Source organism: Psychrobacillus sp. BM2, from assembly GCF_048572895.1.
Lineage (GTDB): Bacteria > Bacillota > Bacilli > Bacillales_A > Planococcaceae > Psychrobacillus.
The window spans coordinates 3,820,567-3,845,471 of the sequence record NZ_CP183878.1 but is presented as its reverse complement, the minus strand read 5'-3'; the positions used below and the strand labels follow the sequence as shown (position 1 = coordinate 3,845,471).

Below are 24,905 nucleotides of genomic sequence, written 5' to 3'. Positions count from 1 at the left end.
CATGAAAGTGCCAATCAAGGAGGTGCGACAGAATGCATGTTAAAAAAGGCGACAAAGTAATGGTAATCTCAGGTAAAGACAAAGGTAAAACAGGTGTTGTTCTTACTGCTTTTCCTAAGAAAGACCGTGTGTTAGTTGAAGGTGTAAACATCATCAAAAAACATATGAAGCCAAACCAAGCTAATCCGCAAGGAGGAATTGTAAGCCACGAGGCTGCAATCCACGTATCGAATGTTATGTTAATCGACCCAAAAACTGGCGAGCCGACTCGCGTAGGTTCTAAAGTGGAAGATGGCAAAAAAGTTCGTGTTGCGAAAAAATCCGGTGAAATTATTAAATAAGTAAAGAGAAGGGAGGTACACACATGAACCGCCTAAAAGAAAAGTATCTTAAGGAAGTTTCTCCTGCTCTAATGAGCAAGTTTGAATATAACTCAGTAATGCAAGTACCTAAAGTTGATAAAATTGTTATCAATATGGGTGTTGGTGATGCTGTATCTAATACAAAAGCGCTTGACGCTGCTGTAGAAGAATTACAAATCATTTCAGGTCAAAAACCTGTAGTTACGAAAGCTAAAAAATCGATCGCTGGTTTCCGTCTTCGTGAGGGTATGCCAATCGGTGCAAAAGTCACTCTACGTGGAGAGCGTATGTATGACTTCTTGGATAAATTGATCGCTATTTCTCTTCCGCGTGTACGTGACTTCCGTGGTGTTTCTAAAAAAGCATTCGACGGTCGCGGTAACTACACTCTTGGAGTTAAAGAGCAATTAATCTTCCCTGAAATCGATTATGATAAAGTTTCGAAAGTACGCGGTATGGACATCGTAATTGTAACAACTGCGAACTCTGACGAAGAAGCTCGTGAGTTATTAACACAATTCGGTATGCCATTCCAAAAGTAAAATAAGGGAGGCGAAAACGTGGCTAAAAAATCAATGATCGTTAAACAACAACGTACGCCAAAGTTCCAAGTGCAAGCATACACACGCTGTGAGCGTTGTGGACGTCCGCACTCTGTATATCGTAAATTCAAGCTTTGCCGTATTTGTTTCCGTGAACTTGCATACAAGGGACAAATTCCTGGCGTTAAAAAAGCAAGCTGGTAATCCCCTATAACTGGGAAGGAGGTAAATGTAATGACAATGTCAGATCCAATTGCAGATATGCTTACACGCATTCGTAATGCTAACATGGTTCGTCACGAGAAATTAGAAGTTCCTGCTTCAAACCTGAAAAAGGAAATCGCGGAGATTTTAAAACGCGAAGGTTTCATCCGTGATGTTGAATATGTAGAAGATAGCAAACAAGGTATCATCCGTATCTTCTTAAAATATGGTCAAAATGACGAGCGCGTTATCACTGGTTTGAAACGTATTTCAAAACCTGGTCTTCGCGTTTACGCAAAAACAAACGAAGTACCTAAAGTATTGAACGGTTTAGGAATTGCTTTAGTTTCTACTTCAAATGGTTTATTAACAGATAAAGAAGCTCGCGCTAAACAAGTTGGCGGAGAAATCGTAGCTTACGTTTGGTAATAATCAACAAACGAATGGAGGTGCAACAAAATGTCTCGAGTAGGTAAAAAACCAATAGAGGTTCCTGCAGAAGTTACTGTAACAGTTAACGCTGAAAACACAGTAGTTGTAAAAGGACCAAAAGGTGAATTAACAAAATCTTTTAACCAAGATATTAAAATTGAGCAAGAAGGTTCTGTAATAACTTTAGTACGTCCTTCAGATTCAAAAGAACACCGTACGATTCATGGAACAACTCGCGCTTTGCTAGCTAACATGATCACGGGTGTTTCTGCTGGATTCGAACGTGGACTTGAATTAGTTGGGGTAGGTTATCGTGCACAATTACAAGGAACTAAACTTGTACTTAACGTAGGGTATTCACATCCAGTAGAGTTCACTCCTGAAGATGGACTAGTAGTTGAAGTTCCTTCTAATACAAAAATTATCATTCGCGGTATTGATAAAGAACGCGTTGGAGCTTTAGCATCTAACGTTCGTCAAGTTCGTCCACCAGAGCCATATAAAGGTAAAGGTATTCGTTATGAAGGCGAAGTTGTACGCCGCAAAGAAGGTAAAACAGGTAAATAATGCATTTCGCATTAGAAAGGAGTGACCACTGTGATTACGAAACAAGACAAAAATCAAGTTCGTAAGAAACGTCATGCACGTGTTCGTACAAAAATCACGGGTACTACTGAACGTCCTCGTTTAAATGTATTCCGTTCTAATAAACATTTATACGCACAACTGATTGATGATACTCAAGGTGTTACAATCGTAAGTGCATCCACTATGGATAAAGATTTCAATGGAACAGCTGGAAATGTAGAAGCTGCTAAATTGATCGGTGAAACAATCGCAAAACGCGCTACAGAAAAAAACATCAAATCTGTTGTATTTGACCGTGGCGGTTACTTGTATCATGGACGTGTTAAAGCGTTAGCTGAAGCTGCACGTGAAAACGGCTTAGAATTTTAAGAAGAAGGAGGGACATATTTCATGCGTGGTATTGACCCAAACAAACTTGAACTTGAAGAACGCGTAGTAACGATCAACCGTGTTGCTAAAGTTGTAAAAGGTGGACGTCGTTTCCGTTTTACTGCATTAGTAGTTGTCGGTGACAAAGATGGTCATGTAGGATTTGGTACTGGAAAAGCACAAGAAGTTCCAGATGCTATCCGTAAAGCAGTTGAAGACGCGAAGAAAAACTTAATAGAAGTACCAAGAGTTAAAGGAACTACTCCTCACCTAGTTGTTGGACACTTTGGTGCTGGATCTATCCTAGTTAAACCTGCAGCACCTGGTACAGGAGTTATTGCTGGTGGACCGGTTCGTGCGGTACTTGAATTAGCTGGTATTACTGATATTCTTTCTAAATCACTTGGATCTAACACACCAATCAACATGGTACGTGCTACAATCGAAGGTTTAACTCAATTAAAACGTGCTGAGGACGTTGCTAAATTACGTGGTAAATCAGTAGAAGAACTGTTAGGATAAGGGGGGGAAATTACAATGGCAACTAAATTAGAAATTACCCTTACTAGAAGCTTGATTGGTACTAAACCAGCTCAACGCAAAACAGTAGAAGCTCTTGGATTACGTAAAATGCATCAAACAGTTGAGCATCAAGACAATGCAGCTATCCGCGGGATGGTTGGCAAAGTAGCTCACTTAGTAACAACAAAAGAAATTTAAGGTTTATTTTAAGAATAAGGAGGTGCCACCATATGAAACTTCATGAGTTAAAACCATCAGAAGGATCTCGTTCATCGCGTAAGCGTATCGGACGCGGAATCGGTTCTGGAACTGGTAAAACATCAGGTAAAGGTCATAAAGGTCAAAACGCTCGTTCAGGCGGAGGCGTTCGTCCAGGATTTGAGGGCGGTCAAAACCCGTTATTCCGTCGTTTACCAAAACGTGGATTTACGAATATTAATCGTAAAGAATTCGCAATTGTGAACCTTGACACATTAAATCGTTTCGAAGAAGGCACAGAAGTTACACCTGCTTTATTAATCGAAACAGGTGTTGTGAGCAGTGAGAAATCTGGTATCAAGATTCTAGGTAATGGAACACTTGACAAGAAGTTAACTGTAAGAGCTCATAAATTCTCTGCATCAGCAAAAGAAGCAATTGAGAACGCTGGCGGATCAACAGAGGTGGTTTAATGTTTCAAACAATCTCCAACTTTATGCGTGTGAGAGATATTCGAAATAAAATCATTTTTACATTATTGATGTTAATCGTCTTCCGTATTGGGACATTTGTTCCGGTGCCTTACGTCGATGCCAATGTTTTAAAACAAACAGACCAAATGGGTTTGATTGGTTTCCTTAATACATTTGGTGGTGGAGCCCTTGCTAACTTTTCTATTTTAGCAATGGGTATCATGCCTTACATCACTGCATCCATCATTGTACAATTACTACAAATGGATGTTGTTCCGAAGTTTACAGAGTGGGCTAAACAAGGTGAAGTCGGAAGACGTAAACTTGCACAATTCACTCGTTACTTCACAATTGTGTTAGCTTTTATTCAAGCAATTGCTATGTCATACGGCTTTAACCGTATGTATAGTGGATCTTTAATAAAAGAAGACGGTATATTGACATACTTAGTTATTGCAGTTGTTTTGACAGCTGGAACTGCATTTTTAATGTGGTTAGGAGAGCAAATTACCGCTAAAGGTGTTGGTAATGGTATTTCTATTATTATCTTCGCTGGTATTGCTGCTGCCATTCCAAACGCAGTTAACCAAGTGTACGCACAACAAATTGAAGGTGCAGGCGATGCACTGTTTATCAATATTGTAATAGTACTTTTACTTTTATTGGCGATTATTGCAGTAACAGTTGGAGTAATTTACGTTCAACAAGCGTTGCGTAAAATTCCAATTCAATATGCGAAACGTGTTTCTGGTACTACCCAAACAGGTGGTCAACAGACTCACTTGCCTTTAAAAGTTAATGCTGCGGGAGTTATTCCGGTAATCTTTGCATCAGCGTTTCTTATGGCGCCACAGTCAATCGTATTATTCTTCGGTCAAAATAGTACTACCGATGCTATTACGAGAGCATTAGATTATACACAACCTATTGGTATGACAATTTATATTGCTTTAATCATTGCGTTTACTTACTTCTATGCGTTCATTCAAGTGAACCCAGAGAACGTGGCGGACAACTTGAAAAAGCAAGGTGCGTATATTCCAGGGATTCGTCCAGGGATCAATACACAAAATTATTTAACTAGCGTATTGTATCGATTAACTATTGTTGGAGCTATATTCTTAGCTATTATTGCAATCATGCCGATGCTATTTGTGAAATATGCGGATCTTCCGCAGTCAGCACAAATTGGCGGAACAAGCTTGTTAATCGTGGTTGGGGTTGCACTCGAAACGATGAAACAGCTAGAATCCCAACTGGTTAAACGTCATTATAAAGGCTTTATGAAATAAGGTAGGTTTTTAGGAACGTTGATGTTCCTAAAAATCGACTATATAGTCCTGGGGGGCATTTTCGTATGAATATCGTTTTAATGGGTTTACCTGGTGCTGGTAAAGGTACTCAGGCAGATAAAATTGTTGAGAAGTACGCAATCCCTCATATTTCTACAGGCGATATGTTTCGTGCAGCAATTAAAGATGGTACGGAACTAGGTTTAAAAGCAAAATCGTTTATGGATCAAGGTGCCTTGGTACCCGATGAAGTTACGATTGGTATTGTTCGCGAAAGATTAAGTAAACCAGACTGTGAAAAAGGATTCCTACTTGATGGTTTCCCTCGTACAGTTCCTCAAGCAGAAGCACTGGATGCTTTACTTTCGGAACTTGATAAATCTATTGAGCATGTGCTTAATATTCAAGTAGAACAAGAAGAATTGATCAAACGTCTAACAGGTCGACGCATTTGTAAAGAATGTGGAACTGCTTATCATTTAGTCTTTAATCCACCTGCTAAAGATGGAGTATGTGACAAAGATGGTGGCGAGCTTTATCAACGTGCTGACGATAATCCGGAAACGGTAACTAACCGTCTGGAAGTAAATATGAAGCAAACACAACCTTTGCTTGATTTTTATGAAAACAAAGGTGTTTTAACTAATATAGATGGACAGCAGGATATTAAACTAGTATTTGCTGATCTTGATGCTCTGTTACAGGGCAACCGCATATAAATGCCCGGTGCCTGTCGCAGACGACTGAATACCCGGGTAGTATGCAAAGAACGAAAATGTTTTTTTCGAGAGCTGCAAAAGCATATTGCGCCCGGTATACGTTCGGAGGAAAAGGAATGCATCAAAAGCGGGGACTCCCTTGTCCACGTGCATTTAAAATACTTACGGGGTATAATGGGTTTCGTGGAAGCATCTGTGTAACGAACGGGTACTATGGAACTCATCCAACACATTCGTACGAACATGTTGACATGAGGGAGAGTCTACTCCGTGGATTGCTAAAAGCGAAACCTTACGAGTGTCTTTCGAACATCTCTCATGATTTCCAAACATATGCTTGAACGAATAGTTTCGTTCCTACTGAGGCTATACTAACAGCAAATTACGTTTGAGTATTGATGAGAACCTGATTTGTATATAGAAGGGAGACAGGGTTGATGGCGAAAGATGATGTAATTGAAGTCGAAGGAACAGTTGTTGAGACTTTGCCAAACGCGATGTTTAAGGTAGAATTAGAAAACGGTCATACGATACTTGCGCATGTATCGGGTAAAATTCGTATGCATTTCATTCGTATTTTACCTGGAGATAAAGTCACAATTGAACTTTCTCCTTACGATTTAACTCGCGGTCGTATTACGTACCGTTTTAAATAATAATCTTTTGCACTCCGGACTACTAAGGAGGTTAGGTTAGATGAAAGTGAGACCATCTGTGAAACCGATCTGCGAAAAATGTAAGGTAATTCGCCGACGCGGTAAAGTAATGGTAATCTGTGAAAATCCTAAACACAAACAAAGACAAGGATAATAAGAAGGAGGTGCACGACACATATGGCACGTATTGCTGGTGTTGACATTCCACGCGACAAACGCGTTGTTATTGCATTAACATACATTTTCGGAATTGGTAAAACGACTTCTCAAAAAGTATTGGCAGGAGCTGGTATTTCAGAAGAGACACGTGTACGTGATCTTACAGAAGACGAACTAAACAAAATCCGTGAACAAATCGGTGTATATAAAGTAGAAGGTGACCTTCGTCGCGAAGTATCACTAAACATTAAACGATTGATGGAAATCGGTTCATTCCGTGGTATCCGTCACCGTAGAGGCTTACCAGTACGCGGACAAAATACGAAGAACAATGCACGTACTCGTAAAGGTCCACGTAAAACAGTAGCTAACAAGAAAAAATAATCGGTAAAGGAGGTTTCTTCTTAACATGGCACGTAAACAACAAACACGTAAGCGTCGTGTGAAAAAGAATATCGAATCCGGTATTGCTCACATTCGCTCAACATTTAATAACACTATTGTGACTATCACAGACATGCAAGGAAATGCACTTTCTTGGTCAAGTGCTGGAGCTCTTGGATTTAGAGGTTCTCGTAAATCTACTCCATTTGCTGCACAAATGGCTGCAGAAACTGCTGCAAAGACTTCAATGGAACATGGTATTAAAACTTTAGAAGTAACTGTTAAAGGACCAGGTGCTGGTCGTGAAGCGGCAATCCGCGCACTTCAAGCTGCAGGTCTAGAAGTTACAGCAATTAAAGACGTAACGCCAGTACCACATAATGGTTGCCGTCCACCAAAACGTCGTCGCGTTTAATAGGTGATACTCAACTTGTTTGAGAACATCATTTATTGTACAGACTGAGGATGTATTAACAGCAATCAGTTAACGATCGAATTCATGATGGAAAGAACCTATACATTCGATGTTTTGAGGGAGGGTAAATTGGAATGATCGAAATCGAAAAACCAAAGATTGAAAGTGTAGAAATCAGCGAAAGTACCAAGTTTGGTAAATTTGTTGTAGAACCGCTAGAACGTGGCTATGGAAATACTTTGGGAAATTCTTTACGACGCATCCTTCTGTCTTCTTTACCAGGAGCTGCAGTTACTTCTATTCAAATTGATGGCGTTTTACACGAGTTTTCAACTATTGAAGGCGTAGTGGAAGATGTAGCATCAATTATTATGAATGTGAAAAAACTAGCTTTGAAAATCTACTCTGACGAGGAAAAGGTCATTGAGATTGATGTTAAAGGTGAGGGAACGATTACTGCTGCTGACATTACACATGACAGTGACGTAGAAATTTTAAACCCGGAACTCTATATTGCTACAATCGGCAAAAATGGTCATTTCCGTATGCGTATGTACGCAGGTCGAGGCCGTGGCTACACTCCTGCTGTTCAAAACAAACGTGAGGATCTTCCTATCGGCGTAATCCCGATCGACTCTATTTATACTCCAGTTTCACGCGTGAATTTCCAAGTGGAAAATACTCGTGTTGGACAAATGTCCAACTTCGATAAACTAACACTTGATGTGTGGACAGATGGCAGCACAGGTCCTAAAGAGGCGATTTCTCTTGGAGCAAAAATTTTAACAGAGCACTTGAATATTTTTGTAGGGATGACAGATGAGGCACAGACTGCTGAAATCATGGTCGAAAAAGAAGAAGATCAAAAAGAAAAAGTTTTAGAGATGACTATTGAAGAACTTGATCTTTCTGTTCGTTCTTATAATTGCTTGAAACGCGCTGGTATTAATACAGTACTTGAGCTTGCAAGTAAATCAGAAGACGATATGATGAAAGTACGAAACCTTGGACGTAAATCTTTAGAAGAAGTAAGAGCGAAGTTAGATGAGCTTGGTTTAGGATTACGTAAAGAAGACTAAACGGGTTTTGATATAGCAAGACTTGAATTATTCACCAAAGGAGGGAAACATCCATGGGTTACAGAAAACTTGGACGTACAAGTTCTCAACGTAAAGCGATGTTACGTGACTTAACAACGGACCTAATTATCAATGAGCGTATTCAAACTACTGAAGCACGTGCAAAAGAATTACGTTCTGTTGTTGAAAAAATGATCACTTTAGGTAAACGCGGAGATTTACACGCTCGTCGTCAAGCTGCGGCTTACATTCGTCGTGAGGTCGTTGCTTCTACTGATGAAGAAGGAAACGAATCAACAATCTATGCTTTACAAAAATTGTTTGATGATGTAGCACCACGCTATGCTGATCGTCAAGGCGGTTACACTCGTATTATGAAAGCTGGACCTCGTCGCGGAGACGGAGCACCGGTAGTAGTGATTGAGTTAGTTTAATTTAAATTTACAGACGTTTTTACGTCTGCCAAATTGAAGAGGGTATTTGGTGGGATTCTGCCGCCCTCTTTTTTTCAAACAGATTTATACGACAATATAAAAGCAGAGTGTTATGATGAGCGGACTTATCAGGTTTTTGAATCCTGAGAAGTGGCGACTCGTCTAGCTCTACGCACCTCATTTTCTGATTGGTCTTGAGCAACCAATCAAGAAATAAGTTATAGAAGAGCGCATTTCTCAAAATGAGGTGCGCGCTTTTTTAATTTATCGTAAAATGATGTAAACTATTAGCACAGCTGAGTTGAGCAGAGGAGGTAAAGGATGAAACGCGAAATTATTTCTTTACAGGAAGTTACGTTTACATATGCAGAGGAAGATATAGGTATACGACCAGCGATACAGAATGTGTCCTATACAATTAATGAAGGTGAATGGGTGGCAATTGTAGGCCATAATGGTTCTGGCAAATCCACATTAGCACGATTAATGAATGGTCTTCTATTTCCTCAGACGGGAACGGTACGAATATTTGGGGAACCATTGAATGAGCATAATTTATGGGAAACACGCTCTAAAATGGGGATGGTTTTTCAAAATCCAGATAACCAATTTGTAGGAGCAACCGTACAGGATGATGTTGCATTTGCATTAGAAAATAACGGAATCCCTTTTGAGGAAATGGTAGAACGAGTACAAGCCTCATTAGTAAAGGTGAAAATGAGTGACTTTATGAATAGTGAACCACATCATTTATCCGGTGGGCAGAAACAAAGGGTTGCTATAGCTGGAGCTATTGCACTTCAACCAAGGATATTATTGTTAGATGAGGCAACTTCCATGTTAGATCCACAGGGGAGAGAAGAGGTACTGCAAACGGTACGCCAGTTGAGAATGGAAACTGACTTAACGGTAATCTCTATTACGCATGATTTAGAAGAAGCGCTTCTTGCTGATCAAGTAATTGTTATGAATCAAGGAGAGAAGTATGCTGAGGGATCACCACACGAGATATTCGAGCGAGGACAAGAGTTAATCGATTTAGGATTGGATCTTCCTTTTGCGATGAATATGTCTAGACTGCTGCGAGCTCAAGGTGTGCAGGTTGTAGCGGACCATATGTCAGAAGAAGAGTTGGTGAATGATTTATGGACATCTCACTTCAACAAGTGAGTTACGCATATGCCAAGGATACACCGTTTGAAAAAAGAGCTTTATATGATGTAGATTTACTTATACCTTCAGGTTCTTATCAAGCAATCATTGGTCATACCGGATCAGGGAAGTCTACAGTACTACAGCATTTAAATGCATTGTTAAAGCCCACAGAAGGTGTTATTCGTATTGGTAGCACAGAGGTAGTAGCCGCTAAAAAGAACAAGAACTTACGGGAGATTAGACAAAAAGTAGGAATCGTTTTCCAATTCCCTGAGCATCAATTGTTCGATGAAACAGTTTTAAAGGATATTATGTTTGGACCTATGAATTTTGGGGTGCCCGAAGAAGAAGCAAGACAACGAGCAATAGAATTAGTAAGGCTACTTGGTTTACCGGAAGAAGTAATGGAAAAGTCGCCGTTTGACCTGTCTGGAGGACAAATGCGAAGAGTTGCCATAGCGGGAGTCCTTGCGATGAATCCAGAAGTATTAGTACTGGATGAACCAACCGCTGGGCTTGATCCAAGAGGTCGTAAAGAAATAATGGAACTGTTTTATCGACTCCATCAAGAAAAAGGTTTAACAACCGTACTTGTAACGCATAGTATGGAAGATGCTGCTAGATACGCGGATCGGATTGCTATTATGCATAATGGACAATGTGTGCTGCAAGGGATACCACAGGAAATCTTCGCCGATGAGGATCGTTTATTGGATTATCGTTTAGAATTACCACAATCTATTAAGTTTCAAAAGAAACTAGAAGAGATGATGGGCAAAAAGTTGCCCTCACTTTGTTTAACGGAAGAGGCTTTAGCTGAAGAAGTAGCACGCCAGATGAAAAAGGAGCGTGAAATCTAATGCTTGAAAAAATGATATTTGGGCGTTATATTCCGGGAGATTCTTTTATTCATCGTTTGGATGCTCGTGCAAAGCTGATATTCGTGTTCTTGTTTATCATGGTTGTCTTCATTGCAAATGACTGGATTACGTATGGAATATTACTATTGTTTACTTTTTTAATCATACGGTTATCTAAGATTAGACTTTACTTTTTGATTAACGGATTAAAACCCGTTGTATTTTTGATTATATTTACATTTTTATTGCATCTATTCTTTACTCGAGAAGGTCCAATTATCTTTGACTGGAAGTTTATCAAGATATATGAGGAAGGACTAAAACAAGGGATTTTCATATCTATCCGCTTTACCGTACTCGTTGTTTTGACATCTATTCTCACGTTGACTACGACGCCTATCTCGATAACAGATGCACTAGAAGTTTTGTTAAATCCATTAAAAAAGTGGAAGCTACCTGTACATGAATTGGCACTTATGATGTCTATTTCGTTGAGATTTATACCGACTTTGATGGATGAGACAGATAAGATTATGAAAGCACAGATGGCCAGAGGTTCTGATATGACAACAGGCAGTATGAAGGAGAGAATGAATGCGATTGTTCCACTTCTAATACCTTTGTTTGTTAGTGCATTTAAACGTGCGGAGGATTTAGCTACTGCGATGGAGGTAAGAGGTTATAAAGGCGGCGAAGGTCGTACAAGGTACCGGAAGCTAGAATGGGCTACTAGAGACACGATGATCATCCTCTGTCTTGTGGTACTAGCTGCAATGCTGGTTTACTTTAGAGGTTGATTAGGAGGTGTTAGCGTGAGGCTTCGAGCGATTATTAGTTATGATGGCAGTCAGTTTTCCGGTTACCAGGTTCAACCGGGAAAAAGGACTGTTCAATTGGAAATAGAACGGGTCTTAGAAATAATTCATAAAGGTGCCGTTGTAAAAGTTGTGGCGAGTGGAAGAACAGACGCTGGTGTTCATGCAACAGGACAAGTTATCCACTTTGATAGTCCGTTAACATTTCCATTAGATCGTTGGCGTACCGCTTTGAATGTTCAACTGCCTAGAGATATTCGTATTTTATCGATAGAGCAGGTATCTAATGATTTTCACGCTAGATATCATGCTGTAGGAAAGACATATCGTTATATTTGGTCACTTAGTGAAATACATAGTCCATTTGAACGTGATTTTTCGGTACATGTCGACCGATATAAACCAGATATCGCATCTATGCAAGAAGCAGCCGGGCATTTATTGGGGACCCATGATTTTTCAAGTTTTTGTGCAGCTAAAACGAATGTAAATGATTTTGTAAGAACTATTTATTCTATTAACTTTGAAGTGAAAAAAGAAACACAACAACTTCATATGGTTATTAGCGGAAGTGGGTTTTTATATAATATGGTGCGTATTATCGCGGGAACATTATGGGAAGTAGGTATTCGAAAAAAAACTGTTGAGAGTATTCCAGAAATCCTTTTATCATGTGCTCGAAAGGAAGCAGGGAAAACCGCTCCAGCACACGGTTTATACCTTGAAAAAGTAGCTTATAAGGGATGAAACAACATCACCAGGTGTTTTACGAAAAATACTTGACTATTTGTTCCATTCGGGGTATGATGATGTATGGTATTTCTTAACCCCACAATATAAGCCCCGAAACTTATTGGTATGAGGATATAGAAAATTTTAGATCGATTATGATTGAATTAGGAGGACAAAATACATGCGTACAACATTCATGGCTAAAGGTCACGAAGTAGAACGTAAATGGTTAGTAGTAGACGCTGAAGGCCAAACTCTTGGTCGTCTAGCTTCAGAAGTTGCAGCTATTTTACGTGGTAAAAACAAACCAACATTCACACCGAACGTTGATACAGGTGATCACGTGATCATTCTTAATGCAGAAAAAATTCATTTAACTGGGAACAAGCTAAATGACAAAATTTACTACCGTCACACTCAATTCTCTGGTGGACTTAAACAACGTACAGCTCTAGAAATGCGTACTAAGTACCCAACAAAAATGCTTGAGTTAGCGATTAAAGGAATGCTTCCTAAAAACTCTTTAGGACGTCAAATGTTCAGCAAGCTTCACGTTTACACTGGAGCAGAACACCCACATGCAGCACAAAAACCAGAAGCATACGAGCTTCGCGGATAATAATTAAGAGGAGGACATTCACTTGGCACAAGTTCAATATATCGGCACTGGTCGCCGTAAAAGTTCAGTAGCACGTGTACGTTTAGTACCGGGCGAAGGAAAAATCGTTATCAACAAACGTGACGTAGAAGATTACGTACCATACGAAACTTTACGTGAAATTATTAAACAACCATTAGTAACTACTCAAACTTTAGGTAGCTACGATGTACACGTAAACGTTAATGGTGGTGGATTCACAGGACAAGCAGGAGCAATCCGTCATGGTATTGCACGTGCTTTACTTACAGTAGATCCTGATTTCCGTCCAGCATTGAAATCAGCAGGATTCTTAACACGTGATCCACGTATGAAAGAACGTAAAAAACCAGGACTTAAAGGCGCTCGTCGTGCACCTCAGTTCTCAAAACGTTAATACTATATTATCAGTTCAAAGCACTTCTCGAGATTTCTCGGGGAGTGCTTTTTTTGTCATATGAGAAAAAAGATGACAGTCAAAGTGTTGAAAAAGTGATTGTATGAATATTTTAAGAAGTGTATATTTAGAAAATAATAATACTGAGGAAGGAGAGGAGTAAATGGAATTTTCCTCACAAAGATTAATTTTTCGTCTATATGAGCAAGGAGACTTTGCCTTTTTATATTCAACGTTAAACGATCCGAAGATGATGAAGTACATAGGGAATGGTAAAACGCGAAATATAGAAGAATCACATGCATTCTTAGGAAGGATTCAGAGTCACTACGAGAAAAACGAAGAGTTTGGCTTAAAGCTGCTTATTCGAAAAGAGGATGGAATCCCAGTGGGACATGCTGGAATAATACCTCAACTAATTGATGAAATGGATGAGTTAGAAATTGGTTATTGGATTGCCAGAGAATTTTGGGGTAATGGGTATGCAATAGAAGCAGCTACTACTTTACTTAACAGAGGAGTTAATCAGTTAAGTATAAATCGTCTGATCTCTCTTATTCAACCGGAAAACACTAAGTCCAGTAAAGTAGCCATCAAAAATGGAATGCACTTAGAGAAAGAAGTAATTTTAAAAGACAAGGCAGTTAGTGTGTATACATATATAAGTAAGTAATGATGTAGAAAGAAAAAGAGGAAAAGTATGAGAAGTAAATTTAATATTGTGACGAGCACAATTCTTATTAGTATTTTTATTGCGCGTTTTGGAACTTTTTTAGTGTTGCCTTATCTAACACTTTTTTTGCTCGAGGAGTTTCATTATTCGGGCGTGCAAATTGGTGCGATTATATCGACATTGGCTCTATCTAATTTAGTGATGAGTTTTTTTGTAGGACCTTATATTGATAAGTATCCTAAAAATAAAGTGATTATAGTGGGACTCCTTGGATATGTAGCGTGCTATTTCTATTTCCCTTTTATCGAGCATTATGCAGGGTTTATCGCATTTGCTGCTTTACTTGGGGCGAGTCAAGCAGTAGTGGAGCCAACATACCGAGTATTACTGAGTTTATATACAGAGCCAGAAAATCGTCGGTTGATATTTAATATTCGTTATTTTTTGATTAATATATCTGCAGCAATCGCTCCCCTTACTTCTGTATACTTCCAAAAGTTTGGAATGGAGAATTTATTTTTTATTGTAGGTGTTATTTTCTTGCTTAATATATGGATGTTTTTCATTGTATTTAAAAAGTACCCGTTGAAACAGGAACCTATCAGCATAACAAAGTCGTCGATCTTTCATTCTTTTTATGTCTTTAAAAAGGATTCCGGTTTTACCATTTTTGTGTTGGCATTAATCTTTATTAGTTTTGGCTATAGTCAGTTTGATTCTACCTTTAGTCAATACTTAGGAAAGTCCTTTGATCATGCACTAGCGATACAATATTTTGCTTGGCTTATAACTACAAATGCTATTACTGTATTAGTCATTCAATATTTTGTATATAAGCTAGGAGAATCGATAAGCACGACTACTTCCTTAATGATTGGAAGTGGATTATTATCTATAGGATTATTTTCCTTCGGGCAGAATGACTCGATTTTATGGTTGATAGTTGCGATGGTTATTTTTACTGCAGGCGAAGTCTTGGTGTTTACAATGGTGGATATCCATTTGGATGGAATGTGCGAGGATCATGAGAAGGGTACTTATTTTGCTCTTTCAGGTGTGAAGTCTGTCGGTCGAATAGCTGGTCCAAGCCTAGGGGGACTTTTACTAGATTCGATGAGCAGCGGTGCGATGGTCTTTTTCATTATCGCATTTATCACGTTACTAGCAATTCCTTCGTTCTATTATAGTTCAAAAATACGTGGACAATTCTAATCATACTATTTGTCCCTTGTACGTATAATGAGTGAAAAAGGAGCGATGAACCTGAAAAAGTGGCTAATTATCTTGGTTTTGTTTTTTATATCCCTTCTTGTAGTTGTGTATGGAGCAAAAGCAAGTGATATTGGTTTTTTCTTACCCGAACCAATGAGTGGAGTGAAAATTGTTCTTGATCCAGGGCATGGGGGAATTGATGGTGGGGCTAGTAGTGGAGATACTGTAGAGCGAGATATCACGCTTTCCATGTCCTTAATGTTAGAAAAGAAGTTAAAGTCGCAGGGAGCTACAGTGGTCATGACACGCAGTAAAGAAGGCGATGCAATTGCAGAGCATAGACCGGATGAGGATTTTCCAACTACGAGAGCTAGAAAACGTGCCGATTTATTGTTGCGTGAAGAAATTATGAACAACTCAGAGGCGGATATAGTCATTAGCCTACATGTGAATGCAGTTCCAGAGGAAAGATGGAGAGGAGCTCAGGTTTTCTATCATGCAGATGGGCACGCGGATGGAGAACTACTAGCTAAGTCTATTCAAGGATCCATTCGAGAAAATATCGGAAACACCGAACGAGAGGCACTAGCGATTAAGCAAGTATATATATTGAAGAAAGCAAATGCCCCTGCAGTGTTAGTAGAAACAGGCTTTTTGAGTAATAATGAAGAACGAGAATTACTAAAGTCTGAAAAGTATCAAAAACAAATGGTGGAAGCCATTTCAGAGGGTGTAGCTCGATTTGTTGAAGATAATATTTACTAAGACTATCTAACGTTTGTAGACACTCAGGTTATGGTATACTATGAGGCGAATAGTGAAACTTAAGGGGAGTGTCTACAGATGATTAATGAGCAACAAGTTCGTACTTTGCTAGGAGCATTAAACGACCCATTTTTACATAGAACACTAGAAGAAACGAACGGGATTTCGGAAGTGTCTATTAAAGAAGAAAAAAATCATATAAGTGTAAAACTAGCTATAGCTAAGATAAATTCAGCAGAACAAATGCAACTGCAAGGAAAAGTTGTAGAGGTATTGAAAGAAGCTGGAGCAGCAACAGTAGGTATTCGTTTCGAGGAGTTATCGAAAGAGGTACTGGAACAGTTCCGAGGGAAAACAAAGGAAAGTGATAACGAAAATCTTCTATCACCAAATAGCAAAGTGAAAATTATTTCGATTGCATCTGGTAAAGGTGGTGTAGGTAAATCTACTGTATCCGTTAACTTAGCGGTAGCACTTGCACGTTTAGGAAAAAAAGTAGGACTGGTAGATGCAGATATTTATGGATTTAGTGTACCTGATATGATGGGAGTAAAAGACATTCCACAAATCATAGAGGACCGTATAATCCCTGTAGAACGAAAGGGCGTTAAAGTAATCTCTATGGGCTTCTTTGTAGAGAACAATACACCAGTTGTTTGGAGAGGTCCAATGCTTGGAAAAGTATTAGACCAATTCTTCAAAGACGTTGAATGGGGAGAATTGGACTTTTTGCTACTAGATTTACCGCCAGGTACTGGAGACGTGGCTTTAGACATTCACCAAATGTTACCTGCATCAAAAGAAATTGTCGTAACAACACCGCATCCGACAGCTGCATTCGTTGCGGCGAGAGCAGGGGCAATGGCACTTCAAACAGATCATGAAATTCTTGGTGTAATCGAAAATATGTCATGGTACGAATCAAAATCGACGGGCGAAAAAGAATTTGTATTTGGTAAAGGTGGCGGACCAAAGCTTGCCGAGGAACTTCGCACAGAATTACTTGGGCAACTACCATTAGGGCAGCCTGACTGGAATGACATCGATTTCGCTCCGTCAGTTTATGGAGAAACACATAATACTGGTAAGATTTATCTGGAAATTGCACAAAAAATTATCGAAAAAGCATAAGGAAAGGGGCCGTTTCCATAGAGGAGCGGCCTTATTTTTCTTCTTCTTTCTTCTTCTCTTCCTCAGAAGAACTTCCTTCCCCTCCACCTTTTTCTGTTTTTCCTCCAGCTTCCTCCACTAGTTTCTGCCACTTAGCCTGAAGCATAGGGCTTTTGATAGTTTCTTCTACAACCTTTTGCATTTCTTTTCGCATATCGCTGGATTCCAATACCTTAGCTAATTCTTTTTTCATCTCAGCTGAACCAAAAAAGGTTTCTAAATCCTTTAAATAAGTAGGATCCTTCATTAGAGCTTTCATCAATTCCTCTTGCTGCTTTGCCATACTCTTAGCCATTGTCTCTGAAAACTTGGGATCCGAATAAACTTCCTTCCAAAAATCCTCCGCTTCTTTTGAAAGCATTGTCTGTTCAACAGATGTTTTTACTTGCTCACTGTCTAATACAAGAAGTTCCTTGAATTGAGGATCCGACAACAATGTTCGAATTGCTTTTTTCCCATCCTCTGTTTGTAGAGCATCGATGAACATTTTCTTATTCTCCTCATAAGTAGGCTGAGTAGCGGGAGAACTACAACTAGCGAGAAGTCCAAGACTCATTAATAAAAGTGCAAAGTATTTCATATCCCTCACCGTCCTTTCGATTATTGTTCACATTTGGTTAAGAAATATGTATAGTCAATAGGAAGAAATAGATTTTTCTTAAAAGGCTTGTTACAATTTATAGAGGAAATAGAAAAGATGGAGGAAATCTCGCTGTGACTATACGAAATTGGTTTAAATTCTTTCTAAATGCCTTGTTAATCGGAGGTTTAATAACGGGTATTTTTGGTTTATTTATACGCTGGGACGATGCTTTTTCAACATACTTTGAAGCAGGGCAATGGAGTGAATTCTTTGCTGCATTTGCCTTTATGATAGTAATGGGATTCACCATTAGTGTAATCGCACAAATGGGTTATTTTGCTTACTTAACGATTCATCAGATGGGGGTTAACATTTTTAAAACCCTGACTCTGTGGAACTGGGTGCAGTTATTGATTATTGCATTTGTTATTTTTGATTTAATTATGTTCCGTTTTAGGCCAAATGCAGAAACAACGGGACAAATATGGCTATACGTAATCTTACTTGCTGTCCTAATCATTACCTCTGTAGTAGTAGCAATCATTAAAGCAAATCTAACGAAAAAGCACGCACTTATATCTGCTTTGTTCTTCATGATTGTTGTTTCAACGCTGGAGTGGCTTCCGGTATTAATGGTACGAGCAGACAATGTAGATAGTTGGGTTACGCTGTTATTATTCCCGATTCTTGCGGTTAATGCATACCAATTACTGGCATTACCAAAATATAATGCGAAGTCAGAAGTCGATCGCTTAAAATTAGAAGAACGTAGAAGAAAAAGAAGAGAAGCAGCATCCGCTAAGAACTAATAAAAGTTGCTCTGACGACTAGTCAGAGCAACTTTTATATTTAATAGAGATTATTCTGGATAAGTTTTGGTTTTTACTTTTAAACCAAAGATATTTTGTTCAATACTGATAATTTCTTTAGACTGAACAAACTTTGTCAGTTGCTGTATATCTAACCGTTCTTCTTGATGAAGAGGAATAGTGAGGATGTCTCCTTTTTCAAGTCCAGGCACTTTATCGGTCCAGTACTTACTAGAGCTGAGTAAATTAACTTCCTGTTCCCAAGCCTTTTTTTGCAACTCAATAGGAAACTCATAATCCATTGTTCTAAACCATAGTGGTTTTTCTCCAATTGCTTGTTCAAATCGTTCAACTTCTTTTTCAAACAAAGTCGGATTTTCTATATAGGTTGCTCCATTTTTACCCAAAAGGCCAATGGGTACATTTTTTTCTTTCATGATGTCTATAATGTCCTCAGAACGTTCAATCCATTCAATACTTATAAAGAAATGCGGATAAGGAGCCTGCAGATCATTTACAAGCTTTTTAATATCATCCTTTCCAAAAGTTAAATCTATCGTAATTGTATTCCCATAGGATCCTTTCGAAATAACAGTAGGCTTTTCTGTAAGCTGAAAAACAGGGAGCAGCGAAGAAAAGTTTCTAGGTACATTAAATAAAAACAATCCCAAAACTATCAATAAACCAACTAATAAAGCTTTTGTTTTCAAAGAAACACACACCTTTTCAAATCGTTTTAATTAATTTTATGATTTAGTGTTGACATTAATGTTAAAAAGATGTTAAGATACAAAGGTCGCTGAAACAAGACGACAACTTAAACAACATGAACATTGAAAACTGAACATGCAAAACGTTAAGACATACAACTTATTGACTAACTTAGTTAGAATGATAAGTAAAACAATTTTGACATCATTTAATGATGATGCCAGCAAAACAAATGAGCTTTTTAAGTTCTCTATTATGGAGAGTTTGATCCTGGCTCAGGACGAACGCTGGCGGCATGCCTAATACATGCAAGTCGAGCGAATGACGAAGAAGCTTGCTTCTTCTGATTTAGCGGCGGACGGGTGAGTAACACGTGGGCAACCTGCCCTGTAGATTGGGATAACTCCGGGAAACCGGGGCTAATACCGAATAATCCATTTCCTCTCATGGGGAGATGTTAAAAGACGGTCTCGGCTGTCACTACAGGATGGGCCCGCGGCGCATTAGCTAGTTGGTGAGGTAACGGCTCACCAAGGCGACGATGCGTAGCCGACCTGAGAGGGTGATCGGCCACACTGGGACTGAGACACGGCCCAGACTCCTACGGGAGGCAGCAGTAGGGAATCTTCCACAATGGACGAAAGTCTGATGGAGCAATGCCGCGTGAGTGAAGAAGGTTTTCGGATCGTAAAACTCTGTTGTGAGGGAAGAACAAGTACGAGAGTAACTGCTCGTACCTTGACGGTACCTCATTAGAAAGCCACGGCTAACTACGTGCCAGCAGCCGCGGTAATACGTAGGTGGCAAGCGTTGTCCGGAATTATTGGGCGTAAAGCGCGCGCAGGCGGTCCTTTAAGTCTGATGTGAAATCCCACGGCTCAACCGTGGAAGGTCATTGGAAACTGGGGGACTTGAGTACAGAAGAGGAAAGCGGAATTCCAAGTGTAGCGGTGAAATGCGTAGAGATTTGGAGGAACACCAGTGGCGAAGGCGGCTTTCTGGTCTGTAACTGACGCTGAGGCGCGAAAGCGTGGGGAGCAAACAGGATTAGATACCCTGGTAGTCCACGCCGTAAACGATGAGTGCTAAGTGTTAGGGGGTTTCCGCCCCTTAGTGCTGCAGCTAACGCATTAAGCACTCCGCCTGGGGAGTACGGTCGCAAGACTGAAACTCAAAGGAATTGACGGGGGCCCGCACAAGCGGTGGAGCATGTGGTTTAATTCGAAGCAACGCGAAGAACCTTACCAGGTCTTGACATCCCGCTGACCGCTCTAGAGATAGAGTTTTCCCTTCGGGGACAGCGGTGACAGGTGGTGCATGGTTGTCGTCAGCTCGTGTCGTGAGATGTTGGGTTAAGTCCCGCAACGAGCGCAACCCTTGATCTTAGTTGCCAGCATTCAGTTGGGCACTCTAAGGTGACTGCCGGTGATAAACCGGAGGAAGGTGGGGATGACGTCAAATCATCATGCCCCTTATGACCTGGGCTACACACGTGCTACAATGGACGGTACAGAGGGTCGCAACCCCGCGAGGGTGAGCAAATCCCATAAAACCGTTCTCAGTTCGGATTGTAGGCTGCAACTCGCCTACATGAAGCCGGAATCGCTAGTAATCGTGGATCAGCATGCCACGGTGAATACGTTCCCGGGCCTTGTACACACCGCCCGTCACACCACGAGAGTTTGTAACACCCGAAGTCGGTGGGGTAACCCTTACGGGAGCCAGCCGCCGAAGGTGGGACAGATGATTGGGGTGAAGTCGTAACAAGGTAGCCGTATCGGAAGGTGCGGCTGGATCACCTCCTTTCTAAGGATAATATCGGAATACGAATTTTTATTCGTATCTTAACGTTTTGCAGTTCAGTTTTGAATGTTCATTTTTATATGAAGATTCGATACTTGTTCTTTGAAAACTGGATAAAACGACATTGAAACAATAAACAACAAGAAATTCTGTTGTGATTATTTACGTAATCACGACGTGTAAGACTTTTTAACTTTTAGGTTAAGTTAATAAGGGCGCACGGTGAATGCCTTGGCACTAGGAGTCGACGAAGGACGGCACTAACACCGATATGCTTCGGGGAGCTGTAAGTGAGCTTTGATCCGGAGATTTCCGAATGGGGAAACCCACTGTTCGTAATGGAGCAGTACATTTGCGTGAATACATAGCGCATCTGAGACACACCCAGGGAACTGAAACATCTAAGTACCTGGAGGAAGAGAAAGAAAAATCGATTCCCTGAGTAGCGGCGAGCGAAACGGGAATAGCCCAAACCAAGAGGCTTGCCTCTTGGGGTTGTAGGACACTCTACATAGAGTTACAAAGGAATGAGTTAGACGAAGCGATCTGGAAAGGTCCGCAGGATAGGGTAAAAGCCCCGTAGTCCAAAATTCATTCTCTCTTGAGTGTATCCTGAGTACGGCGGAACACGTGAAATTCCGTCGGAATCCGGGAGGACCATCTCCCAAGGCTAAATACTACCTAGTGACCGATAGTGAACCAGTACCGTGAGGGAAAGGTGAAAAGCACCCCGGAAGGGGAGTGAAATAGATCCTGAAACCGTGTGCCTACAAGTAGTTAGAGCCCGTTAATGGGTGATAGCGTGCCTTTTGTAGAATGAACCGGCGAGTTACGATTACATGCAAGGTTAAGTTGAGAAGACGGAGCCGCAGCGAAAGCGAGTCTGAATAGGGCGAATGAGTATGTGGTCGTAGACCCGAAACCAGGTGATCTACCCATGTCCAGGATGAAGGTAAGGTAACACTTACTGGAGGTCCGAACCCACGCACGTTGAAAAGTGCGGGGATGAGGTGTGGGTAGCGGAGAAATTCCAATCGAACCTGGAGATAGCTGGTTCTCTCCGAAATAGCTTTAGGGCTAGCCTCAAACGTTAGAATCTTGGAGGTAGAGCACTGTTTGGACTAGGGGCCCATCCCGGGTTACCGAATTCAGACAAACTCCGAATGCCAATGATTTATGTTTGGGAGTCAGACTGCGAGTGATAAGATCCGTAGTCAAGAGGGAAACAGCCCAGACCACCAGCTAAGGTCCCAAAGTATTTGTTAAGTGGAAAAGGATGTGGCGTTGCTTAGACAACCAGGATGTTGGCTTAGAAGCAGCCATCATTTAAAGAGTGCGTAATAGCTCACTGGTCGAGTGACGCTGCGCCGAAAATGTATCGGGGCTAAACAAATCACCGAAGCTGTGGATTGATACCTTTGGTATCAGTGGTAGGAGAGCGTTCTAAGGGCGTTGAAGTCAGACCGGAAGGACTGGTGGAGCGCTTAGAAGTGAGAATGCCGGTATGAGTAGCGAAAGACGGGTGAGAATCCCGTCCACCGTATGACTAAGGTTTCCTGAGGAAGGCTCGTCCGCTCAGGGTTAGTCGGGACCTAAGCCGAGGCCGATAGGCGTAGGCGATGGATAACAGGTTGATATTCCTGTACCACCAAACCACCGTTTGAGTAATGGGGGGACGCAGAAGGATAGGGTAAGCATGCTGTTGGTTATGCATGTCCAAGCAGTAAGGTGTGAATGTAGGCAAATCCGCATTCTGTAACATTGAGCTGTGATGGCGAGGACGTATGTCCGGAGTTCCTGATTTCACACTGCCAAGAAAAGCCTCTAGCGAGGTGATAGGTGCCCGTACCGCAAACCGACACAGGTAGTCGAGGAGAGAATCCTAAGGTGAGCGAGAGAACTCTCGTTAAGGAACTCGGCAAAATGACCCCGTAACTTCGGGAGAAGGGGTGCTCTTTTGGGTGCATAGCCTAGAAGAGCCGCAGTGAATAGGCCCAGGCGACTGTTTAGCAAAAACACAGGTCTCTGCAAAACCGTAAGGTGAAGTATAGGGGCTGACGCCTGCCCGGTGCTGGAAGGTTAAGAGGAGTGCTTAGCGCAAGCGAAGGTGCGAATTGAAGCCCCAGTAAACGGCGGCCGTAACTATAACGGTCCTAAGGTAGCGAAATTCCTTGTCGGGTAAGTTCCGACCCGCACGAAAGGCGTAACGATCTGGGCACTGTCTCAACGAGAGACTCGGTGAAATTATAGTACCTGTGAAGATGCAGGTTACCCGCGACAGGACGGAAAGACCCCGTGGAGCTTTACTATAGCTTGATATTGAATTTTGGTGCAACTTGTACAGGATAGGCAGGAGCCTTAGAGCCCGGAGCGCCAGCTTCGGAGGAGGCGTCGGTGGGATACTGCCCTGGTTGTATTGAAATTCTAACCCATACCCGTAACCCGGGTAGGAGACAGTGTCAGGCGGGTAGTTTGACTGGGGCGGTCGCCTCCTAAAGTGTAACGGAGGCGCCCAAAGGTTCCCTCAGAATGGTTGGAAATCATTCGAAGAGTGTAAAGGCAGAAGGGAGCTTGACTGCGAGACCTACAAGTCGAGCAGGGTCGAAAGACGGGCTTAGTGATCCGGTGGTTCCGCATGGAAGGGCCATCGCTCAACGGATAAAAGCTACCCCGGGGATAACAGGCTTATCTCCCCCAAGAGTCCACATCGACGGGGAGGTTTGGCACCTCGATGTCGGCTCATCGCATCCTGGGGCTGTAGTCGGTCCCAAGGGTTGGGCTGTTCGCCCATTAAAGCGGTACGCGAGCTGGGTTCAGAACGTCGTGAGACAGTTCGGTCCCTATCCGTCGTGGGCGTAGGAAATTTGAGAGGAGCTGTCCTTAGTACGAGAGGACCGGGATGGACACACCGCTGGTGTACCAGTTGTTCTGCCAAGAGCATCGCTGGGTAGCTATGTGTGGACGGGATAAGTGCTGAAAGCATCTAAGCACGAAGCCCCCCTCAAGATGAGATTTCCCATTACGCAAGTAAGTAAGATCCCTCAAAGACGATGAGGTAGATAGGTTCGGGGTGGAAGCGTGGCGACACGTGCAGCTGACGAATACTAATCGATCGAGGACTTAACCAAATTTGTTTCAGTTCCAATGTCGTTTATCCAGTTTTGAGTGAACAAGCACTCTATATATGAGGGTTTCAAGATACAAGCAATGCTAGGAAACGATTGAGAGAAGGAAGGAACGTACTAAGGTACGTGACTGACCGAACGAATGAAGTTGACAACGCAATGCGCCGTATATTGAAAGCCGAAGAGTCTAGTGATGATGGCGAAGAGGTCACACCCGTTCCCATACCGAACACGGAAGTTAAGCTCTTCAGCGCCGATGGTAGTTGGGGGTCTCCCCCTGTGAGAGTAGGACGTCGCTGGGCACCAAAGAAAAGGTCGTTACCGATTAACTCGGTAACGACCTTTTTTGTATTTTAAAAGATAAGTATTAAAAATGTCCCTTGAATACAGAATTCAAGGAACTTAAAAGGATGATTTATACTGCTGATTTCCGTTCCAAGGTACTTTCATGTTTTGAAGCGAGCGATGAACCATCACTGAGACTGAATTAATTTATAATGTACTATAATGTACTTTGGAAAAATTGTCCGTTCCACAAGTAAAAGGTAATAGATCACAAGTAAATATAGACTTAGAGCCAGTAAATCCTTTACAACCGGAAGTAGACCACAGTTGTAAGCAAGTAAACAA

The 24,905-nt window shown here is 41.2% G+C and carries 30 protein-coding genes and 3 rRNA genes; 31 read left to right on the top strand and 2 right to left on the bottom strand.

What is annotated here, in order from left to right:
* The first annotated feature begins 32 nt into the window (after positions 1-32).
* The 27 genes from rplX (at position 33) to ACN6MX_RS18815 (ending at position 17,205) form a co-directional block, all read left to right on the top strand.
* Positions 33-341 carry a 50S ribosomal protein L24 gene (gene rplX, locus ACN6MX_RS18945; protein ID WP_090567845.1) on the top strand — a complete coding sequence of 103 codons (309 nt, stop codon included), beginning with the start codon at positions 33-35 and terminating at the stop codon, positions 339-341.
* Between the two features lie 23 nt (positions 342-364).
* Entirely contained in the window at positions 365-904 is a 540-nt protein-coding gene (gene rplE, locus ACN6MX_RS18940) for a 50S ribosomal protein L5 (RefSeq protein ID WP_090567848.1), read from the top strand.
* An 18-nt stretch (positions 905-922) separates the two neighbouring features.
* Positions 923-1,108, top strand: coding sequence for a type Z 30S ribosomal protein S14 (locus ACN6MX_RS18935; protein WP_093537852.1), 186 nt, complete (start codon positions 923-925; stop codon positions 1,106-1,108).
* A gap of 30 nt (positions 1,109-1,138) precedes the next feature.
* A complete protein-coding gene (gene rpsH, locus ACN6MX_RS18930; RefSeq protein WP_090567854.1) occupies positions 1,139-1,537 on the top strand; it encodes a 30S ribosomal protein S8 in 399 nt (132 codons plus the stop codon).
* Between the two features lie 30 nt (positions 1,538-1,567).
* Positions 1,568-2,107, top strand: coding sequence for a 50S ribosomal protein L6 (rplF, locus tag ACN6MX_RS18925; RefSeq protein WP_419960330.1), 540 nt, complete (start codon positions 1,568-1,570; stop codon positions 2,105-2,107).
* A 30-nt stretch (positions 2,108-2,137) separates the two neighbouring features.
* Positions 2,138-2,497, top strand: a complete 360-nt coding sequence (gene rplR, locus ACN6MX_RS18920) for a 50S ribosomal protein L18 (protein WP_169359354.1) — start codon at positions 2,138-2,140, stop codon at positions 2,495-2,497.
* 21 nt (positions 2,498-2,518) lie between these two features.
* A complete protein-coding gene (rpsE, locus tag ACN6MX_RS18915; RefSeq protein WP_090567863.1) occupies positions 2,519-3,019 on the top strand; it encodes a 30S ribosomal protein S5 in 501 nt (166 codons plus the stop codon).
* Positions 3,020-3,034: 15 nt separating this feature from the next.
* Positions 3,035-3,217 (top strand): 50S ribosomal protein L30, encoded by a 183-nt coding sequence (gene rpmD, locus ACN6MX_RS18910; RefSeq protein WP_090567866.1) that lies wholly within the window; start codon positions 3,035-3,037, stop codon positions 3,215-3,217.
* 32 nt (positions 3,218-3,249) lie between these two features.
* Positions 3,250-3,690, top strand: coding sequence for a 50S ribosomal protein L15 (rplO, locus tag ACN6MX_RS18905; RefSeq protein WP_093062500.1), 441 nt, complete (start codon positions 3,250-3,252; stop codon positions 3,688-3,690).
* Entirely contained in the window at positions 3,690-4,982 is a 1,293-nt protein-coding gene (secY, locus tag ACN6MX_RS18900; RefSeq protein WP_419960329.1) for a preprotein translocase subunit SecY, read from the top strand. The genes rplO and secY overlap by 1 nt, the downstream gene beginning before the upstream one ends.
* Positions 4,983-5,047: 65 nt before the next feature.
* Entirely contained in the window at positions 5,048-5,701 is a 654-nt protein-coding gene (locus tag ACN6MX_RS18895; protein ID WP_419960328.1) for an adenylate kinase, read from the top strand.
* A 437-nt stretch (positions 5,702-6,138) separates the two neighbouring features.
* A complete protein-coding gene (infA, locus tag ACN6MX_RS18890; RefSeq protein ID WP_016429904.1) occupies positions 6,139-6,357 on the top strand; it encodes a translation initiation factor IF-1 in 219 nt (72 codons plus the stop codon).
* Between the two features lie 40 nt (positions 6,358-6,397).
* Complete coding sequence (gene rpmJ / locus ACN6MX_RS18885; protein WP_003247619.1) at positions 6,398-6,511, top strand: 50S ribosomal protein L36; 114 nt, start codon at positions 6,398-6,400, stop codon at positions 6,509-6,511.
* Between the two features lie 23 nt (positions 6,512-6,534).
* A complete protein-coding gene (gene rpsM / locus ACN6MX_RS18880; protein WP_093537844.1) occupies positions 6,535-6,900 on the top strand; it encodes a 30S ribosomal protein S13 in 366 nt (121 codons plus the stop codon).
* A 25-nt stretch (positions 6,901-6,925) separates the two neighbouring features.
* Entirely contained in the window at positions 6,926-7,315 is a 390-nt protein-coding gene (gene rpsK / locus ACN6MX_RS18875; protein ID WP_090567882.1) for a 30S ribosomal protein S11, read from the top strand.
* A gap of 134 nt (positions 7,316-7,449) precedes the next feature.
* Complete coding sequence (locus tag ACN6MX_RS18870; protein ID WP_419960327.1) at positions 7,450-8,394, top strand: DNA-directed RNA polymerase subunit alpha; 945 nt, start codon at positions 7,450-7,452, stop codon at positions 8,392-8,394.
* 53 nt (positions 8,395-8,447) lie between these two features.
* Positions 8,448-8,828 (top strand): 50S ribosomal protein L17, encoded by a 381-nt coding sequence (gene rplQ / locus ACN6MX_RS18865; protein WP_090567888.1) that lies wholly within the window; start codon positions 8,448-8,450, stop codon positions 8,826-8,828.
* 321 nt (positions 8,829-9,149) lie between these two features.
* Positions 9,150-9,998 (top strand): energy-coupling factor ABC transporter ATP-binding protein, encoded by an 849-nt coding sequence (locus tag ACN6MX_RS18860; protein ID WP_419960326.1) that lies wholly within the window; start codon positions 9,150-9,152, stop codon positions 9,996-9,998.
* The gene (locus tag ACN6MX_RS18855; protein ID WP_419960325.1) at positions 9,974-10,843 is read left to right on the top strand and encodes an energy-coupling factor ABC transporter ATP-binding protein; all 870 of its coding nucleotides are present in this window, start codon (positions 9,974-9,976) and stop codon (positions 10,841-10,843) included. The genes ACN6MX_RS18860 and ACN6MX_RS18855 overlap by 25 nt, the downstream gene beginning before the upstream one ends.
* The gene (locus tag ACN6MX_RS18850; RefSeq protein WP_419960324.1) at positions 10,843-11,640 is read left to right on the top strand and encodes an energy-coupling factor transporter transmembrane component T family protein; all 798 of its coding nucleotides are present in this window, start codon (positions 10,843-10,845) and stop codon (positions 11,638-11,640) included. Before ACN6MX_RS18855 ends, ACN6MX_RS18850 begins: the two co-directional genes overlap by 1 nt.
* 15 nt (positions 11,641-11,655) lie before the next feature.
* Positions 11,656-12,405: a tRNA pseudouridine(38-40) synthase TruA gene (gene truA, locus ACN6MX_RS18845; protein ID WP_419960323.1), complete on the top strand. Its 750-nt coding sequence runs from the start codon at positions 11,656-11,658 to the stop codon at positions 12,403-12,405.
* 166 nt (positions 12,406-12,571) lie between these two features.
* Positions 12,572-13,009, top strand: coding sequence for a 50S ribosomal protein L13 (rplM, locus tag ACN6MX_RS18840; protein WP_090567905.1), 438 nt, complete (start codon positions 12,572-12,574; stop codon positions 13,007-13,009).
* 22 nt (positions 13,010-13,031) lie between these two features.
* On the top strand, positions 13,032-13,424 hold the full coding sequence (gene rpsI / locus ACN6MX_RS18835; RefSeq protein WP_144512714.1) for a 30S ribosomal protein S9: 393 nt from the start codon (positions 13,032-13,034) through the stop codon (positions 13,422-13,424).
* Positions 13,425-13,587: 163 nt separating this feature from the next.
* Positions 13,588-14,097 (top strand): GNAT family N-acetyltransferase, encoded by a 510-nt coding sequence (locus ACN6MX_RS18830; RefSeq protein WP_419960322.1) that lies wholly within the window; start codon positions 13,588-13,590, stop codon positions 14,095-14,097.
* Positions 14,098-14,124: 27 nt separating this feature from the next.
* Positions 14,125-15,309 (top strand): MFS transporter, encoded by a 1,185-nt coding sequence (locus ACN6MX_RS18825; RefSeq protein ID WP_419960321.1) that lies wholly within the window; start codon positions 14,125-14,127, stop codon positions 15,307-15,309.
* Positions 15,310-15,360: 51 nt separating this feature from the next.
* Complete coding sequence (locus ACN6MX_RS18820) at positions 15,361-16,074, top strand: N-acetylmuramoyl-L-alanine amidase (protein ID WP_419962665.1); 714 nt, start codon at positions 15,361-15,363, stop codon at positions 16,072-16,074.
* Positions 16,075-16,152: 78 nt separating this feature from the next.
* A complete protein-coding gene (locus ACN6MX_RS18815; RefSeq protein ID WP_419960320.1) occupies positions 16,153-17,205 on the top strand; it encodes a P-loop NTPase in 1,053 nt (350 codons plus the stop codon).
* 31 nt (positions 17,206-17,236) lie between these two features.
* On the opposite strand, the gene gerD is transcribed toward ACN6MX_RS18815, so the two are convergent.
* Entirely contained in the window at positions 17,237-17,824 is a 588-nt protein-coding gene (gerD, locus tag ACN6MX_RS18810; RefSeq protein ID WP_419960319.1) for a spore germination lipoprotein GerD, read from the bottom strand.
* Positions 17,825-17,958: 134 nt separating this feature from the next.
* On the opposite strand from gerD, the gene ACN6MX_RS18805 reads away from it, so the two are divergent.
* Complete coding sequence (locus ACN6MX_RS18805) at positions 17,959-18,636, top strand: KinB-signaling pathway activation protein (RefSeq protein WP_419960318.1); 678 nt, start codon at positions 17,959-17,961, stop codon at positions 18,634-18,636.
* A 50-nt stretch (positions 18,637-18,686) separates the two neighbouring features.
* Here the strand turns inward: ACN6MX_RS18805 and ACN6MX_RS18800 are convergent, their stop codons facing one another.
* The gene (locus ACN6MX_RS18800; RefSeq protein ID WP_419960317.1) at positions 18,687-19,346 is read right to left on the bottom strand and encodes a hypothetical protein; all 660 of its coding nucleotides are present in this window, start codon (positions 19,344-19,346) and stop codon (positions 18,687-18,689) included.
* A 253-nt stretch (positions 19,347-19,599) separates the two neighbouring features.
* On the opposite strand from ACN6MX_RS18800, the gene ACN6MX_RS18795 reads away from it, so the two are divergent.
* From ACN6MX_RS18795 to rrf, 3 genes are all read left to right on the top strand, one after another.
* Positions 19,600-21,153: ribosomal RNA gene (locus ACN6MX_RS18795) — 16S ribosomal RNA — on the top strand.
* A 196-nt stretch (positions 21,154-21,349) separates the two neighbouring features.
* A 23S ribosomal RNA gene (locus tag ACN6MX_RS18790) occupies positions 21,350-24,278 on the top strand.
* A gap of 183 nt (positions 24,279-24,461) precedes the next feature.
* Positions 24,462-24,577: ribosomal RNA gene (gene rrf / locus ACN6MX_RS18785) — 5S ribosomal RNA — on the top strand.
* Together the 16S, 23S and 5S rRNA genes form the textbook arrangement of a ribosomal RNA operon.
* Positions 24,578-24,905 lie beyond the last annotated feature (328 nt).